The organism is Streptococcus sanguinis, assembly GCF_019928825.1.
In the GTDB taxonomy this organism is placed as follows: Bacteria; Bacillota; Bacilli; order Lactobacillales; family Streptococcaceae; genus Streptococcus; species Streptococcus sanguinis_L.
On sequence record NZ_JAHZOP010000004.1, the window covers coordinates 383,646 to 399,679 of the forward strand.

The window sequence follows — 16,034 nt, forward strand, 5'->3', positions numbered from 1 at the left end:
GTCTGAATATCTGAGCTTGTCTCTGTAAGGAGGAAAACATGAGTATCAAAGTTATTATTGCTGGTTTTAAAGGAAAAATGGGTCAAGCGGCCTATAAAATGGTAACAGAAGATCCTGAACTAGAATTAGTTGGACTGCTGGATCCTTTTACGGATGAAAAAGAAGTGGCTGGTGTTCCTGTCTTCAATGCCAAGGAAGAAGTGGCTGGGCTGGAAGCCCATGTCTGGGTTGATTTTACAACCCCAAAAGTAGCTTATGACAATACTCACTTCGCTCTGGAACAGGGATTTTGCCCAGTGGTCGGAACGACAGGTTTTACACCAGACCAGTTGGAAGAGTTAATCACATTGTCTAAGGAAAAGGAGCTGGGTGGATTGATTGCGCCAAACTTTGCCTTGGGAGCTGTTTTGCTGATGCAGTTTGCAGCACAGGCAGCCAAGTATTTCCCAAATGTAGAAATCATTGAGCTGCATCATGACCAGAAAAAGGATACTCCGAGTGGGACAGCTATCAAGACAGCTGAGCTCATCAGCCAAGTCAGACCGAGCAAGCAGCAGGGAGCTGCTGATGAGGAAGAATCTATAGCTGGCGCTCGTGGAGCTGATTTCGACGGCATGCGTATTCACTCGGTTCGCTTGCCTGGTCTGGTTGCCCATCAGGAAGTAATCTTTGGCAGTCAGGGAGAGGGATTGACCCTGCGGCATGATTCCTATGACCGTGCTTCCTTTATGACAGGGGTTAATCTTGCCATTAAAGAAGTTGTCAAACGCTCAGAATTAGTCTATGGATTGGAACATTTACTATGAGATTAGAAACTCTGCCTTCTGAATTTCAGGAGGCTTTGCCAGTATTAGAGAAGATAAAAGCGGCTGGCTTTGAAGCTTATTTTGTTGGCGGTTCTGTTCGAGATGCCCTTTTGCAGCGACCTATTCACGATGTGGATATAGCTAGCTCTAGCTATCCTGAGGAAACCAAGCGTATCTTTGACCGGACAGTTGATGTGGGGATTGAGCATGGAACCGTCTTGGTTCTGGAAAATAACCGTGAATACGAAGTAACAACTTTCCGGACCGAGGATGTCTATGTGGACTACCGCAGGCCAAGCAAGGTTTCTTTTGTGCGCTCTTTGGAAGAAGATCTCAAGCGACGTGATTTTACCATCAATGCTCTGGCTTTGGATGAAAGCGGTCAAGTTATCGATCTTTTCCAAGGCTTGAATGACTTGGAAAATCAGATTTTGCGGGCAGTTGGGACGGCTGCTGAGCGTTTTAATGAAGATGCTCTACGCATCATGCGGGGCTTTCGTTTTCAGGCTGCCTTGGATTTTGACCTAGAGCAAGATACTTTTGTGGCTATGAAGGATTGTGCTCCTTTACTTGAAAAGATTTCGGTTGAACGAATTTTTATCGAATTCGACAAGCTCTTGCTGGCCCCGTTTTGGCGCAAGGGTTTAGAAGCACTCTTGACAAGTGGTGCTATAGAATTTTTGCCAGATTTGAAGGGAAGCAGAGCTAAGTTAGAAAGGCTCTTTGACTTGGCTTCAGATTTTCGATTTTCAGCGTCCGAGCAGGCTTGGGCAGCCCTTTTGCTAGCCTTGGATGTGCAAGATGTTAAAGGCATTCTAAAAGACTGGAAGACGTCTCGTGAATTTGCCAAGAAAGTAGAAGACTTGGTTGAGATTGCGGCATTCCGCTCAGAACGAGACTTGACCAAGCGAGACTGCTATGACTATGATATTGACTTATTGCTACAAGCAGAAGATCTTCGACAGGCGCAAGGTTTGGCAGTTGATTTCTCTGCGATTCAGAATCTTGATGCCAGTCTAACTATTCATAACAAGCAGGAAATGGTCGTCAATGGCGGTATGCTGATGCGGGAGTTCGGCTTTGAGCCAGGACCAAAACTTGGCCAAATTTTGAAAGAGTTGGAATACGATATTGTAGATGGCCACTTGCCTAATGAACTAGAGGCCATTTACGCCTATATCAAGGAGAAAAAATGAGCGATTTTATCGTTGACAAGCTAACCAAATCAGTAGGAGATAAGACTGTTTTTCGGGATATTTCCTTTATCATTCATGATCTAGACCGGATTGGTCTGATTGGTGTCAATGGAACAGGAAAGACAACGCTGCTGGATGTGTTGTCAGGTAAGTCGGGCTTTGACGGAGATGTCAGCCCTTTTTCTGCTAAGACGGGCTATAAGATTGCTTATTTAACTCAGGAGCCTGATTTTGATGAGGAGCAGACGGTGCTTGATACTGTTTTGTCCAGTAATTTACGGGAAATGCAGTTGATTCGAGAGTATGAGCTGCTTTTGACGGCTTATGATGAAAGTCAGCAGTCTAGACTAGAAGCGGTTATGGCCGAGATGGACTCGCTCCATGCTTGGGAAATCGAAAGTCAGGTCAAGACGGTTTTGTCCAAGCTTGGTCTGACTAATCTGTCACTTAAGGTTGGTCAGTTATCAGGAGGTCTTCGTCGCCGAGTTCAGCTGGCTCAGGTTCTCTTAGGTGATGCCGATTTGCTCTTGCTGGACGAGCCGACCAACCACCTAGATATTGATACCATTGAATGGCTGACGCATTTCTTGAAAAATTCAAAGAAGACCGTGCTTTTCATCACCCATGATCGCTATTTCTTGGATAATATTTCGACACGGATTTTTGAGCTGGATGGCGGTCGCTTGATTGAATACCAGGGAAATTATCAAGACTATGTCCGTCTCAAGGCAGAGCAGGATGAGCGGGATGCGGCCTTGCTTCATAAGAAGCAGCAGTTATACAAGCAGGAGCTTTCTTGGATGCGACGGCAGCCTCAGGCTCGGGCAACCAAGCAACAGGCTCGTATCAATCGTTTCCATGACCTCAAGAAAGATTTGGCAGGCCAGACGACTGAGAGCAATCTAGAAATGAATTTTGAAACCAGCCGTATTGGTAAGAAGGTTATCGAGTTTCAAAATGTAGACTTTGCTTATGACCAGAAGCTTATTCTCTCTCAGTTCAGTCTTTTGATCCAGAACAAGGACCGTATTGGGATCGTCGGAGATAACGGTGTCGGCAAGTCGACCTTGCTCAATCTGATTGCCGGTAAACTTCAGCCTCAGGCTGGCCAGCTTATTATAGGAGAGACAGTCCGAGTGGCCTATTTCTCTCAGCAGATTGAGGGCTTGGATGAGTCTAAGCGAGTCATTAATTACCTGCAAGAAGTGGCTGAGGAGGTCAAGATAGGCAGTGGAACGACTTCCATTGCAGAACTCTTAGAGCAGTTTCTTTTTCCTCGTTCTACTCATGGGACTTTAATCGAAAAGCTTTCTGGCGGAGAGAAGAAACGCCTTTACCTGCTCAAACTTCTCTTAGAAAAGCCCAATGTCTTGCTTCTTGACGAGCCAACCAATGATTTGGATATTGCAACTCTGACGGTCTTGGAAAACTTTCTGCAAGGCTTTGCCGGGCCAGTTATTACAGTCAGCCACGACCGTTATTTCCTGGACAAGGTAGCCAGCAAGATTTTGGCTTTTGAGGATGGGAGTATCAGAGAGTTTTTCGGTAATTACACAGATTACTTAGATGAAAAAGCCTTCCTGACAGAAAGCTCTGCTATTTCCCAAAAGACTGAAAAGGAAAAATCGCCCAAAGTGCGCGAGGATAAAAAGCGCATGACCTACTTTGAAAAGCAGGAGTGGGAGTCTATTGAGGACGATATTGAGGCTTTGGAGGAGCGGATTTCTGAGATTGAAGCGGCCATGCAGGAGAATGGCTCGGACTTTGCTCGCCTATCTCAACTCCAGCAAGAACTGGATGAGCAGAATGAAAAACTGCTGGAAAAATACGAGCGCTATGAATACCTGAGTGGGTTAGAAGGATGAATGAAGTAGTGTTTAGGCAGAGCTGGTTGAAAATATTCTTTTTAGCTATATCGGCGAGCGCTCTTGCTGGCTTTTTGACTGCAGTTCTTATATTACCATCTAAAAACGGATACCTATTATTCGACTCCAATATTTCTGTGATTGAAAAATTGTTTTTAGTGATAGGTACAATTGTTTTTGATTTTCTCTCTATTTTAGTATGGATTTGTTTGTTTAGGGATAAACGTTTTCTTCGTCTAACGGCACAGGGATTTTACTTCAGACCCCTTCTTTTTAGAGAAGTTTCGTTTTATAGTTGGGAAGAAATCCAGAGAATAGACTATAGAATTAAACGTATTCGACATTATGCAAAATATCAATTATTCAATAAGAGTCATATTTTGACGATTTGTTTTCATTCAGTGGATCCTGTAGTTTTGAAGAGAAGTAGGCTTGCTTCTAGAAAGAGCAAAAAATATAAGTTTGGTATTCCTGAACCGTTAGAAATTACTCTTATGTTACTGAAAAAAGAGAAACCTAAATATATTTATGAAACAATGATGGATTACCATAATCAATGGCGAGCAAGTCAGAAGGATATTTAAGGTGAAGATATAGTCCGAACAGTTTCATAAACTGTAAATCTAAAACCTTTAGAGATGGAACGGAGGCATCTATGAAACTAAGATTGGAAAATACCAACTCGAAGAAGACACAAGAACTGGGAAATTTAATCAGATCCTACAATCGCTCTAAAAGAGAGTTCTCCAAAAGTGAGCCTCTTAACATCTATGTAGAAGACGAAAAAGGAAATCTGCTGGCTGGTATGGCGGCCGAAACTTTTGGTAATTGGCTGGAGATTGAATATTTGTATGTGAGTGAGGATTTACGAGGGCAAGGCATAGGCTCAAAAATACTGTGTAGGGCTGAACAAGAAGCCAGAGAAAGAAAATGCAAATATTCATTTGTGGATACGTATCGGTTTCAAGCCCCAGATTTTTATAAACAGCACGGCTATACAGAAGTGTTCGCGTTGAAAGAATACCCTTATACTGGTGAAAGATATTATTTTACAAAAGAGTTGTGAGTTAGGATGAGTAAATATAGAAAAGATTATTGGTGAAAAATAGTGCAAGAAAGAATAATAAAAAGAAGTTCGAAAAAAATACTTTTTTGGGCAATTCTTAATAGTTTATTTTCTATTTGTTTGTCTTATTTTTTTGTCTGTTTTATCGTTTTGGAAAATCGACTGACATATTTTTATTCTTACATTTTATTAGTATTACTTTTGATTTTATATCTAATTTTGTTCGCTTCTTGGTGTCTTCTTTTTGCTGACAAAGAGTTCATTAGACTAACGGTGAACGGTTTCTATTATAAGCCTTCTCTAGTGGCAGATAGAGAATTTTTTTCATGGAAAGATGTGTCAGAGATGAATTTTCGTATAATACGAAACAGGTTTACAACTTCTTACAGAATTGAAATAAATTTTAATGACGTCGAGGGACTTTGTAAAACTTCAACTATTGTACGTAAAAATAAGAAGCGCGTCTTTAAAAATCAAGTTGATTTAATTATCCCGTTGATTTTTCTTGAAGAAACGTTTCTGGAACGTATATATGATTCAATGAAGTATTATGAAAGAGAGTGGAGGATAGAATCTAACCATAAGCCATTGGTTAAGAAAAAGAAATTACTAGTACAAGAAAGTAAAGGATAAAAGTGGCTAAGAGAAGTAGCAAAGTTAGATTTTTGTTGATTTTCACTTTTCTTTATGCAAACCTTCTCCTTACTGAAAAAATCTGATATAATGATGATAAATAAAACACAGAGGAGAACATCATGTCGAAAAAAATAATCGGAATTGACCTTGGTGGAACATCTATTAAGTTTGCTATTTTGACTTCAGAGGGCGAAATTCAGGAAAAATGGTCCATTAAAACCAATATTTTGGACGAAGGAAGCCACATCGTAGATGATATGATTGAGTCAATCCTGCATCGTTTGGACTTGCTTCAGCTTTCAGCAGAGGATTTTATCGGGATTGGTATGGGCTCGCCAGGAGTAGTTGACCGTGAGAAAGGGACTGTTATCGGTGCTTACAATCTCAATTGGAAGACGCTGCAGCCGGTCAAGGATAAGATTGAAAAAGCGACTGGTATTCCTTTCTATATTGACAACGACGCTAACGTTGCCGCTTTGGGTGAACGCTGGATGGGAGCTGGAGAAAACCAGCCTGATGTAGTCTTTATGACACTGGGTACAGGTGTTGGCGGAGGAATTGTTGCCGAAGGCAAGCTCTTGCACGGACTTGCTGGAGCAGCAGGAGAGTTGGGTCACATCACTGTTGACTTTGATCAGCCGATTCAATGTACTTGTGGCAAGAAGGGCTGCTTGGAGACGGTTGCATCTGCGACTGGTATTGTCAACCTGACTCGCCGCTATGCTGATGAGTATGCTGGTGATGCCGAGTTGAAAAAACTGATTGACAACGGTGAAGATGTTAATGCAAAGATTGTCTTTGACTTGGCGAAAGAAGGCGATGAGCTGGCTCTGATTGTCTATCGCAATTTCGCTCGCTACCTAGGAATTGCCTGCGCTAATATCGGCTCTATCCTCAATCCATCTACAATTGTTATCGGTGGTGGTGTATCAGCCGCGGGAGCCTTCTTACTTGATGGCGTTCGCAAGGTTTATGAAGAGAATAGCTTCCCGCAGGTTCGTACTTCAACCAAGTTGGCCTTGGCTACTCTTGGAAATGATGCTGGTGTTATCGGAGCAGCATCATTGGTTTTACAATAAATTCTACAAGTTTGCTTTATTTGTTCTCCTGCAGAAAGGTCTGTAGGAGAATTTTTATGGAAAATTTGCTATACTAGAAAAAGCTCACTGAACGAAGGAGAAATCATGACGCTAGCAGATACGATTTTCAAAGAGAATATTAAAAAAATTATGGAGCAAGGTGTTTTTTCTGAAAATGCTCGTCCGCGCTACAAGGATGGAAATGTGGCCAACTCCAAATATATCACTGGTTCTTTTGCTGAATATGATTTGAGCAAGGGAGAGTTCCCAATCACGACTCTGCGCCCTATTGCTATCAAGTCTGCCATTAAGGAAGTTCTTTGGATCTATCAAGACCAGTCTAATAGTCTGGAACTGCTCAATGACAAGTATAATGTTCACTACTGGAATGACTGGGAAGTTGGCGATACGGGTACTATTGGCCAGCGCTACGGAGCTGTTGTCAAGAAGCACAATATTATCAATAAAATTCTCCAACAGCTTGAAGCCAATCCTTGGAACCGTCGCAATATCATCTCTCTCTGGGATTATGAAGCTTTTGAAGAAACAGATGGCTTGCTTCCATGCGCTTTTCAAACAATGTTTGACGTTCGGCGTGTAGATGGAGACATTTATCTGGATGCGACTCTGACTCAGCGGTCAAATGATATGTTAGTTGCTCACCACATCAATGCTATGCAGTATGTGGCTCTGCAGATGATGATTGCCAAGCATTTCGGCTGGAAGGTCGGCAAGTTCTTTTACTTTATCAATAACTTGCACATCTATGACAATCAGTTCGAGCAGGCGGAGGAGCTATTGCGTCGGGAACCTAGTGACTGTCACCCTAGGCTCGTGTTAAATGTGCCGGATGGAACTAATTTCTTTGATATCAAAGCAGAAGATTTTGACTTGCTGGACTATAATCCCGTTAAACCTCAGCTGAAGTTCGATTTGGCTATTTAACGATTTTGATAAGTGTATGCGAAAACTGCCAACCTCTGCAAAAGTTCTGCTTGAATCATACTTTAAACATGCCTTTTTACAGCAAATTTGATAGAATAGAGTTACTAATACAAAGGATAAAAGGATGACAAAGAAGATTATTGCCATTTGGGCTCAGGCAGAGGATGGTCTGATTGGAAAAGACAAGGTCATGCCTTGGCATCTACCGGCAGAATTGCAGCATTTTAAGGCAACGACGACTGGACATGCTATTTTGATGGGGCGTGTGACCTTTGATGGTTTGCAGCGTCGCGTTTTGCCGAATCGAATCAGTTTGATTTTGAGCAAGGATAAGAACTATCAAGTTGACAATGAAAATGTCTTACTGTTCAGCAATGTGGAAGATGTTTTGGATTGGTACCAAAAGCAAGATAGAAACTTGTATATTATCGGCGGAGCGCAAATTATCAGAGCTTTTGAGCCGTATTTAGAAGAATTGATTCAGACTCAGATTGCTGCTAAGTTGGAAGGAGATACCTATTTCCCTGATACATTTGACTGGGCTCCTTATCAGGAAGTTAGCAGTGAATTTCATGCCAAAGATGAAAAAAATCCTTATGATTTTACTATAAAAAGATACCAAAGGAAGGACTCGTAAGAATGGAACGTAGTATTTTTGGTTTTTTTACGGCCTTTTTATGTGTCATTTGTCTTATTTGTGCCGTTCAAACCTTTCGGAAAAAGCGGTTTGGACTGGCAGCTTTATTTTTGCTGAATGCTTTTACAAACTTGGTAAATTCCATTCATGCTTTTTATATGACACTTTTTTAACATGTACGAAAGAAAATAAATAGATTTAGAATTTTAGAATTGGAGTAAACAATGCCTACAAGTCGTAATGATGATATGATGGTTTTTTGTTCTTTCTGTGGGAAGAACCAAGATGAGGTGCAGAAGATTATTGCTGGTAACAATGCCTTTATCTGTAATGAATGTGTGGAACTGGCACAGGAAATCATTCGTGAAGAGCTAGCTGAGGAAGTGCTGGCAGATCTATCTGAGGTACCAAAACCTCAGGAGCTGCTGAATATCTTGAACCACTATGTTATCGGGCAAGACCGAGCTAAGCGTGCCTTAGCAGTAGCGGTCTATAATCACTACAAGCGTATTAACTACCACGACAGCCGAGAAGAAGAAGATGTGGAACTTCAAAAGTCAAATATTTTGATGATTGGCCCGACCGGGTCAGGTAAAACCTTCCTGGCGCAGACTCTTGCTCGCAGTCTCAATGTGCCTTTTGCCATTGCGGATGCAACTGCTCTGACTGAAGCTGGTTATGTCGGAGAAGATGTGGAAAATATCCTGCTCAAGCTTTTGCAGGCGGCTGACTTTAATATTGAACGTGCAGAACGTGGGATTATCTATGTCGATGAGATTGACAAGATTGCTAAGAAAGGCGAAAATGTCTCTATCACCCGTGATGTTTCGGGTGAAGGAGTTCAACAAGCTCTGCTGAAGATTATCGAAGGAACAGTAGCTAGTGTACCGCCGCAAGGTGGACGCAAGCATCCCCAGCAGGAAATGATTCAGGTTGATACCAAGAATATTCTCTTCATTGTTGGCGGTGCTTTTGACGGTATAGAAGAAATCGTAAAACAGCGTCTGGGTGAGAAAATCATTGGTTTCGGTCAGAATAACCGAGCAATTGACGAAGATGGGTCCTATATGCAGGAAATTATCTCAGAAGACGTTCAAAAATTTGGAATTATCCCTGAGTTGATTGGCCGTTTGCCTGTTTTTGCTGCTCTGGAGCAACTGACAGTGGATGATTTGGTTCGGATTTTAAAAGAGCCTAGAAACGCCCTTATTAAGCAGTATCAGGCGCTTCTATCTTATGATGATGTGAAGCTTGAATTTGACGAAGAAGCTCTGCAGGAGATTGCCAATAAAGCGATCGAACGTAAAACTGGTGCACGAGGGCTTCGCTCTATCATTGAAGAAACTATGATGGATGTCATGTTTGAGGTTCCAAGTCAGGAAAATGTCAAACTTGTCCGCATTACCAAAGAAGCAGTAGATGGAACAGATAAGCCTATTCTAGAAACTGCCTAACGAGGTGCTTATGGAAATCAATACCCACAACGCAGAGATTTTGCTGAGTGCAGCCAATAAATCGCACTACCCTCAAGATGATATTCCAGAGATTGCCTTAGCTGGCCGATCAAACGTCGGAAAGTCCAGTTTCATCAATACACTTCTCAATCGCAAAAATTTGGCGCGAACTTCAGGAAAACCTGGAAAAACGCAGCTGCTAAACTTTTTCAACATTGATGACAAGCTGCGTTTTGTCGATGTGCCAGGTTATGGCTATGCCCGTGTTTCCAAAAAAGAGCGTGAAAAATGGGGCCGGATGATTGAGGAGTATCTGACCAGTCGTGAAAATCTCCGAGCAGTTGTCAGCCTTGTTGATCTTCGGCATGATCCCAGCGCAGATGATGTGCAGATGTATGAATTTCTGAAATATTATGACATTCCGGTTATCCTAGTAGCGACCAAAGCTGATAAAATCCCTCGCGGGAAATGGAATAAGCACGAGTCGGCTATTAAGAAAAAACTGGATTTTGACAAAAATGATGATTTCATTCTTTTTTCCTCAGTCACCAAGGATGGCTTAGATGCTGCTTGGGACGCGATTTTATCAAAAATTTAATAATACGAATTAAATCCAACTCGTTTTTGAGTTGGATTTTTTGAAATAAAACGAAAAATGTCATATACTTGTAAATTATCAATAGTGTTTTTTTAATCTTTAGTATGTTACAATGGTATCATTAACATCTTATTCAGGAGAAGTGCTGTGAAAAAGAGAATTTCAAAAAAAGGTAAGAGAATCCTTTCAGCTTTATTCATCATGACAACAACGATTGCTGTTGGCGTCGTCTTGGCCAAGCATATTAATCCTGCTAGCGCTAATAATAGCGATCAGCAGCCTATGAATCAAACAGACTATTTCATTTCACAAATCGGTGAGCCAGCGCGTCAGTTGGGACAGGATAATGATCTTTATGCCTCTGTTATGATTGCACAGGCTATTTTGGAAAGTGGTTCAGGACAGTCTGGTCTGTCTGGTGAACCTCATTATAACCTTTTCGGTATCAAAGGTCACTATGACGGTCAGTCTGCTAATATGGAGACTTGGGAAGATGATGGAGCGGGAAATGCTTACACCATTAACGACAGTTTCCGTTCATATCCTAGCTATGTAGAATCTCTGCAAGACTATGTTTCGGTTCTCAAACAGGGGCATTTTGCGGGCGCATGGAAGAGCAATGCACCAACTTACCAGGATGCAACAGCTGCCCTGACTGGTGTCTATGCGACAGATACTAGTTACAATGCTAAATTGAATTATATTATTGAAAAATACGATTTGACTCGCTTTGATTCACCACTCTATGAGTCTGGTGCTGGCTATATCGTTTACAATCCCTATCGTCAGCAATACACTACTCAGGATATCTTGGATGTCGATACTGCCTGGGCGAATAGATTTTAATGAAGACAACAAAAAAGAGGGAGACCTCTTTTTATGTTTAATCGTAGATTTTAGGAGTATAGCATGGTAAAATTTAAAGATTTGCTTGACAAGCGAGAAATTATTATTTTAGATGGAGCCTTAGGTACAGAGTTGGAAAACCGGGGTTATGATGTATCTGGTAAGCTTTGGTCCGCTCAATACCTATTAGACCAGCCTCAGATTATTCAAGATGTGCATGAAAGCTATGTGAGAGCTGGCAGTGACATCATCACTACGTCCAGTTATCAGGCTAGCATTCCAGCATTTATAGAGGCAGGACTAACTCCTGAAAGGGGTTACGATCTTTTAAAAGAGACAGTCTTCTTAGCACGGAAGGCAATCGAAAATGTCTGGCAAGCATTATCTCCAGAAGAGCAAAAGCAGAGACCCTATCCTCTGGTTGCAGGCTCGGTAGGGCCTTATGCTGCCTATTTAGCTGATGGTTCGGAGTATACGGGAGACTACCAGCTGAGCGAAGAGGAATTCCAAGAGTTTCATCGACCGCGTATTCAAGCTTTGTTAGAAGCAGGCTGTGATTTATTGGCTATTGAAACAATTCCAAATGGAGCAGAAGCGGCAGCAATCCTCCGACTTTTAGCTGAGGAATTTCCGCAGGCAGAGGCTTATTTGTCCTTGGTCGCCAAGTCGGAGAATGCTATATCAGATGGCACTAAGATTGAGGAATTAGGAAACTTGGCTCAAGAAAGCCCACAAGTCCTGGCCGTTGGTTTTAATTGTACAGCTCCGCATTTAATTGCTCCATTATTAGATGGACTTGGACAAGTGTGCAACAAACCTTTTCTGACCTATCCAAACTCTGGCGAAACTTATAATGGCTTGACCAAGACTTGGCATGATGATCCAGAGCAGGAGCGGAGCTTGCTGGAAAATAGTAAACTTTGGCAAAATCAAGGAGTGCGGCTTTTTGGTGGTTGTTGTCGAACACGACCAGAAGATATTGCTCAGTTAGCAAAAGGATTAAAGGGTTGAAAATAGATTTTCAAACCTTTTTTAGAAAATTCAAAAAGGTTCTCGAAAACGCTATCAAAAGCAAGAACTTTGTGATATACTATACATAGTTTAAATTAATAGGAGAACTTTTTATGCCTGAATCGACATTTATCCCTAAAATTGAAGCAGCTTGCCGCAAGAAAGAAGCTTTGTTTGATACAAGCAAGGCCAAGTACGCTGTTCGTTCCATCTTTGCTGGAGCTTTCCTAACATTTAGTACTGGGGCTGGGGCTATTGCGGCAGATTTGACGAATAAGATAGTTCCAGGAACTGGGCGCTTTCTCTTTCCTTTCATCTTTGCTTGGGGATTGGCTTACATTGTCTTTCTAAATGCAGAGTTGGTGACTTCCAATATGATGTTTCTGACTGCTGGTACCTTTTTGAAGAAGATTGACTGGAAAAAGGCTTTGATGATTTTGCTTTATTGTACCTTTTTCAATCTGATTGGCGCTTTGATTGCTGGCTGGCTCTTTGCTAACTCGGCTGCTTACGCAGGGCTTAGCAAAGAAAGTTTCATTTCTGGTGTTGTGCAGATGAAGCTTGCCCGATCTAATGAGCTGATTCTACTCGAGGGAGTCTTGGCCAATATCTTTGTTAATATCGCTATTCTTTCCTTTGTTTTGGTCAAGGATAGTACAGCTAAGCTCTTCTTAGTCATATCAGCCATTTATATGTTTGTATTCCTGACTAACGAACACTTGGCAGCCAACTTTGCTTCGTTCGCTATCGTGAAATTCAGCTCAGCAGCAGCGGAAGTGCAAAATTTTGGTATTGGAAATATCCTACGCCACTGGGGCGTAACCTTTATCGGTAACCTCATCGGTGGTGGCCTACTCATAGGTTTGCCATACGCTTGGTTTAATAAGGAAGAAAGTAATTATGTGGACTGACAAAAAAGGATTTTCGAATCCTTTTTTTGATGTCTCCTTAAATAAATAGAACCTTGTGGACAAATTTGATAACCCATTGTTATTTGTTGGTGATAAGCTACTTTAGTAGATTTAGTTCACTTGCAACTAGTAGGGGATTTTTTGCAAACCTAATAAAATCATTGAAGAAGATAGTATGATAAAAAAGCGATTGACAGGTTAAGTGATTTTTTGTTATACTGACAATGATACTATATAAAGATAACTGACGTTTTTTTGAAAAGTAATATTTCAATCACCTGATGCAATTAAATAAAAGGTTCTGTTGATAATCTATTTTCCTAACTCTTTTATTCTCTTTGTTTTTTCGATTATCTATCATAAAAACGAGATAGCATCCAAGGCCGAAATTTTTACTTGCCATATATAGTATTATACTAATGAATTATATAAGGAGTAAAATGATGGCAGATGGTAAAATGTCGCAAGTGCTTAAAGAGGATTTAAAACAGGATGGAGTCAATGATAGCAGACTTTTTGATTTAGCTTTGCAAAATATGCTGAAAAGAGCAATTGCTAGCGGAATTGTGGAGCAGAATAAAAGTGAAAGTAAAAAGTCATCTATTTCTTCAATTGAAGATGTCACAAGAAACGAGGTTAGTGTAGTTGCTGAAGTTAAGCCTGCAAAACCTCCAGTTATCAAGGCTAGTGTCATTGCTAATGTCAAACCAATCACAGATCTGATTAAAGATTCTGTTGCTATTGACGGCGAGAGAGAATTGGGAGAAGAAAACAGCTCGTCCAATATCTCAGGGAACGAGCAGTCTACACCAACTGATGGAGAAGTATACTATCTCTTTAAGACTTATCGTCAATTTTCCAGTCCCGATTCCAATCCTTATGTACCTCCGATTCCTAAAAAAAATGAAGATAATCCAAGACAAAAGAATAACTCTACACCATCTGATGAGAAGCAGTCTTCGAAATCAAACGGCAATAAAGACGACAAAACTCTTTTAGAACTAATTAAACAATATTACCAAGAAAAACAGCAAGATAAAAAAGAAAAGGAACTATTAGATAAGATTGTTGACCGTTTAAAACAAGTGTATGATTTAGGTGATATTATTGAAAGAGGTAGTAAAGGGATTATTGAAAAAGAGGAAAATGTTAGAGTTTCTAAAGGACTAGGTTTTACTGATATTGGAAAATATTTTGGACCTAAAAGTAGAAAAGTCGGGAAATTAGTTGATGAAGTTATAGAGAAAATCAATGATAGAAGTGTTACAGTACCAGATGAATACCTTCCCGATTTTATTGAGGAGGGAGGAGGAAAAATTAATGCTTTTGATTTTTTAGAAATTTCTCAAAAAATAATAGAAGGGTATAAGGATGTCAAAAGTGTCCGTGAACATAAAGGAGATGAAAGGGAGAGATTTACAAAGGCAGGTTCTATTATAGGTAAAAATATAGCCGATTTATTTTCTATGTTTGCTTTTCAACGCAATACCAAAAATAGATTTCGGTTAGCAAATAACATTTTAGGACTATTCTTCTTACAAGAAGCTCTGGAAAGTGGTGGTGAAGCTATAGGTCATAAAGGAGCGGAAATACTTTGGGATTCCCAAGCTGATAAAGCCTCTGAAACTCCCAACCTTGATCCCCTTGTTCTTGATTTATCAGGGGATGGATTCAAGCCAACTTCTTTGGATAAGGGTGTGCATTTCGATTTAGATGGGAATGGTTTCGCTGAGCGGATCAATTGGATTCAAGGTGATGATGCTCTATTGGTTCTAGATAAAAATGGGGATGGCGTGATTAACGATGGTAATGAGCTTTTTGGAGATCGCTATCGTTTAGCTAATGGTAAACTTGCAAGATTTGGTTTTGAGGCGTTGATGGAGCAAGATACAAATGGTGATAAGGTCATTGATGATAAAGATGCTAATTACAGTCGTCTTCAAGTTTGGCAAGATGCTAACCAAAATGGTATTTCTGAAAAAGAAGAGCTACGCAGTTTATCACAAGCAGGGATAGCTGCTATTCAGCTTAACTATCAAAAAAGTCAATTGGGTGGTCACGAGGAGGTTATTTTCGGTAACAGCGCCAAATTTATCAAGGCGAACGGTGAGACTGGGGATGCGACTGAATATTGGATCAAGAAGAGAGGTTACGATACTAAGTCACTCAATGATATTAATATTCCGCTGGAAGTCCACTTTTTGCCAAATGTAGCTGGTTCGGGTAATATGCCATCTCTCCATCAGGCGATGGCAAAGGATGTTACTGGTCAACTCAAGGATAAGGTGGGTCGATTTATCTTGTCTCGCGATGTAGCAGAGAGACGTCAGCTAGTGGAAAGTATCCTGACTCAGATGGCAGGAGCTCAAAACACTGCCTCTAACAGTCGAGGGACTGCTATGGATGCCAAACAGCTTCAGGTTATAGAAGCTCTCCTAGGACGCGATTATACTGGGACTTCTGGGTCTAATCCACACGCAAGTTCAGCATCAATTCTCAAGGATCTCTATCAGAAGATGGTGGATTATTATTACTATGCTATGATGAGCAGCAGCCACCTCTCTGGTGTAGTACCTCTTATACAGGTTAAGGAAGATAAGGTCATTGATCTTGAGCTTCTCAAGTCAGTATTGCCGGGCTATCTGAATGTTAAAGATGGAATCCAGCTAAGCGACATAGCGGGCTATCTCAAACACATGGAGAATCAGGGGATCAGTGGTTATCAGGACTTTAAGACTTACTTTGGTTCTATGTCTCATGACTACCTCAAGGCTATTATGATAGGAGCTGGAGAGGTCGTGATGGGTAGCGATCAAGGAGAAAGTTTACAGGCGACGGAAAAGCAAGTTTTTGTTATGGCTTCCGGGGGAGATGATAATGTCCAAGGAGACAAGCAAAATAATATATTAGAGGGCGGTTCTGGCAATGATAAGCTCTATGGAGGTGCTGGTGATGATACCTATATCTTCGATTTAGGTCATGGC

At 41.0% G+C, this 16,034-nt stretch carries 14 protein-coding genes; all 14 read left to right on the top strand.

Annotated elements, in window-relative coordinates:
• The first annotated feature begins 38 nt into the window (after nt 1-38).
• Nucleotides 39-806 (top strand): 4-hydroxy-tetrahydrodipicolinate reductase, encoded by a 768-nt coding sequence (gene dapB / locus K1J09_RS09900; protein ID WP_223324009.1) that lies wholly within the window; start codon nt 39-41, stop codon nt 804-806.
• Nucleotides 803-2,002 carry a CCA tRNA nucleotidyltransferase gene (locus tag K1J09_RS09905; protein ID WP_223324010.1) on the top strand — a complete coding sequence of 400 codons (1,200 nt, stop codon included), beginning with the start codon at nt 803-805 and terminating at the stop codon, nt 2,000-2,002. The genes dapB and K1J09_RS09905 overlap by 4 nt, the downstream gene beginning before the upstream one ends.
• Nucleotides 1,999-3,867 (top strand): ABC-F family ATP-binding cassette domain-containing protein, encoded by a 1,869-nt coding sequence (locus K1J09_RS09910; protein ID WP_223324011.1) that lies wholly within the window; start codon nt 1,999-2,001, stop codon nt 3,865-3,867. Before K1J09_RS09905 ends, K1J09_RS09910 begins: the two co-directional genes overlap by 4 nt.
• Complete coding sequence (locus tag K1J09_RS09915) at nt 3,864-4,451, top strand: hypothetical protein (RefSeq protein ID WP_223324012.1); 588 nt, start codon at nt 3,864-3,866, stop codon at nt 4,449-4,451. The genes K1J09_RS09910 and K1J09_RS09915 overlap by 4 nt, the downstream gene beginning before the upstream one ends.
• A gap of 71 nt (nt 4,452-4,522) precedes the next feature.
• The gene (locus K1J09_RS09920; RefSeq protein WP_223324013.1) at nt 4,523-4,933 is read left to right on the top strand and encodes a GNAT family N-acetyltransferase; all 411 of its coding nucleotides are present in this window, start codon (nt 4,523-4,525) and stop codon (nt 4,931-4,933) included.
• A 755-nt stretch (nt 4,934-5,688) separates the two neighbouring features.
• Complete coding sequence (locus K1J09_RS09925; RefSeq protein ID WP_049547376.1) at nt 5,689-6,648, top strand: ROK family glucokinase; 960 nt, start codon at nt 5,689-5,691, stop codon at nt 6,646-6,648.
• 105 nt (nt 6,649-6,753) lie between these two features.
• Nucleotides 6,754-7,593, top strand: a complete 840-nt coding sequence (locus K1J09_RS09930; RefSeq protein ID WP_002904436.1) for a thymidylate synthase — start codon at nt 6,754-6,756, stop codon at nt 7,591-7,593.
• Nucleotides 7,594-7,717: 124 nt separating this feature from the next.
• Nucleotides 7,718-8,230, top strand: a complete 513-nt coding sequence (locus K1J09_RS09935; protein ID WP_049547375.1) for a dihydrofolate reductase — start codon at nt 7,718-7,720, stop codon at nt 8,228-8,230.
• A 224-nt stretch (nt 8,231-8,454) separates the two neighbouring features.
• Nucleotides 8,455-9,684, top strand: a complete 1,230-nt coding sequence (gene clpX / locus K1J09_RS09940) for an ATP-dependent Clp protease ATP-binding subunit ClpX (RefSeq protein WP_002924853.1) — start codon at nt 8,455-8,457, stop codon at nt 9,682-9,684.
• Between the two features lie 10 nt (nt 9,685-9,694).
• Nucleotides 9,695-10,282, top strand: a complete 588-nt coding sequence (gene yihA / locus K1J09_RS09945; RefSeq protein ID WP_002915299.1) for a ribosome biogenesis GTP-binding protein YihA/YsxC — start codon at nt 9,695-9,697, stop codon at nt 10,280-10,282.
• Nucleotides 10,283-10,429: 147 nt separating this feature from the next.
• The gene (locus tag K1J09_RS09950; RefSeq protein ID WP_049547374.1) at nt 10,430-11,128 is read left to right on the top strand and encodes a glucosaminidase domain-containing protein; all 699 of its coding nucleotides are present in this window, start codon (nt 10,430-10,432) and stop codon (nt 11,126-11,128) included.
• Between the two features lie 63 nt (nt 11,129-11,191).
• Nucleotides 11,192-12,139: a homocysteine S-methyltransferase gene (mmuM, locus tag K1J09_RS09955; RefSeq protein WP_049547373.1), complete on the top strand. Its 948-nt coding sequence runs from the start codon at nt 11,192-11,194 to the stop codon at nt 12,137-12,139.
• 113 nt (nt 12,140-12,252) lie between these two features.
• Nucleotides 12,253-13,050, top strand: a complete 798-nt coding sequence (locus K1J09_RS09960; RefSeq protein WP_049547372.1) for a formate/nitrite transporter family protein — start codon at nt 12,253-12,255, stop codon at nt 13,048-13,050.
• Nucleotides 13,051-13,493: 443 nt separating this feature from the next.
• The coding region (locus K1J09_RS09965; protein ID WP_223340968.1) for a hypothetical protein at nt 13,494-16,034 on the top strand (2,541 nt) is incomplete at its 3' end.

Bases quoted from the DNA above. Each gene is read 5' to 3' on its own strand.
- dapB (WP_223324009.1), top strand. From the start codon at position 39: ATGAGTATCAAAGTTATTATTGCTGGTTTTAAAGGAAAAATGGGTCAA.
- K1J09_RS09905 (WP_223324010.1), top strand. From the start codon at position 803: ATGAGATTAGAAACTCTGCCTTCTGAATTTCAGGAGGCTTTGCCAGTA.
- K1J09_RS09910 (WP_223324011.1), top strand. From the start codon at position 1,999: ATGAGCGATTTTATCGTTGACAAGCTAACCAAATCAGTAGGAGATAAG.
- K1J09_RS09915 (WP_223324012.1), top strand. From the start codon at position 3,864: ATGAATGAAGTAGTGTTTAGGCAGAGCTGGTTGAAAATATTCTTTTTA.
- K1J09_RS09920 (WP_223324013.1), top strand. From the start codon at position 4,523: ATGAAACTAAGATTGGAAAATACCAACTCGAAGAAGACACAAGAACTG.
- K1J09_RS09925 (WP_049547376.1), top strand. From the start codon at position 5,689: ATGTCGAAAAAAATAATCGGAATTGACCTTGGTGGAACATCTATTAAG.
- K1J09_RS09930 (WP_002904436.1), top strand. From the start codon at position 6,754: ATGACGCTAGCAGATACGATTTTCAAAGAGAATATTAAAAAAATTATG.
- K1J09_RS09935 (WP_049547375.1), top strand. From the start codon at position 7,718: ATGACAAAGAAGATTATTGCCATTTGGGCTCAGGCAGAGGATGGTCTG.
- clpX (WP_002924853.1), top strand. From the start codon at position 8,455: ATGCCTACAAGTCGTAATGATGATATGATGGTTTTTTGTTCTTTCTGT.
- yihA (WP_002915299.1), top strand. From the start codon at position 9,695: ATGGAAATCAATACCCACAACGCAGAGATTTTGCTGAGTGCAGCCAAT.
- mmuM (WP_049547373.1), top strand. From the start codon at position 11,192: ATGGTAAAATTTAAAGATTTGCTTGACAAGCGAGAAATTATTATTTTA.
- K1J09_RS09960 (WP_049547372.1), top strand. From the start codon at position 12,253: ATGCCTGAATCGACATTTATCCCTAAAATTGAAGCAGCTTGCCGCAAG.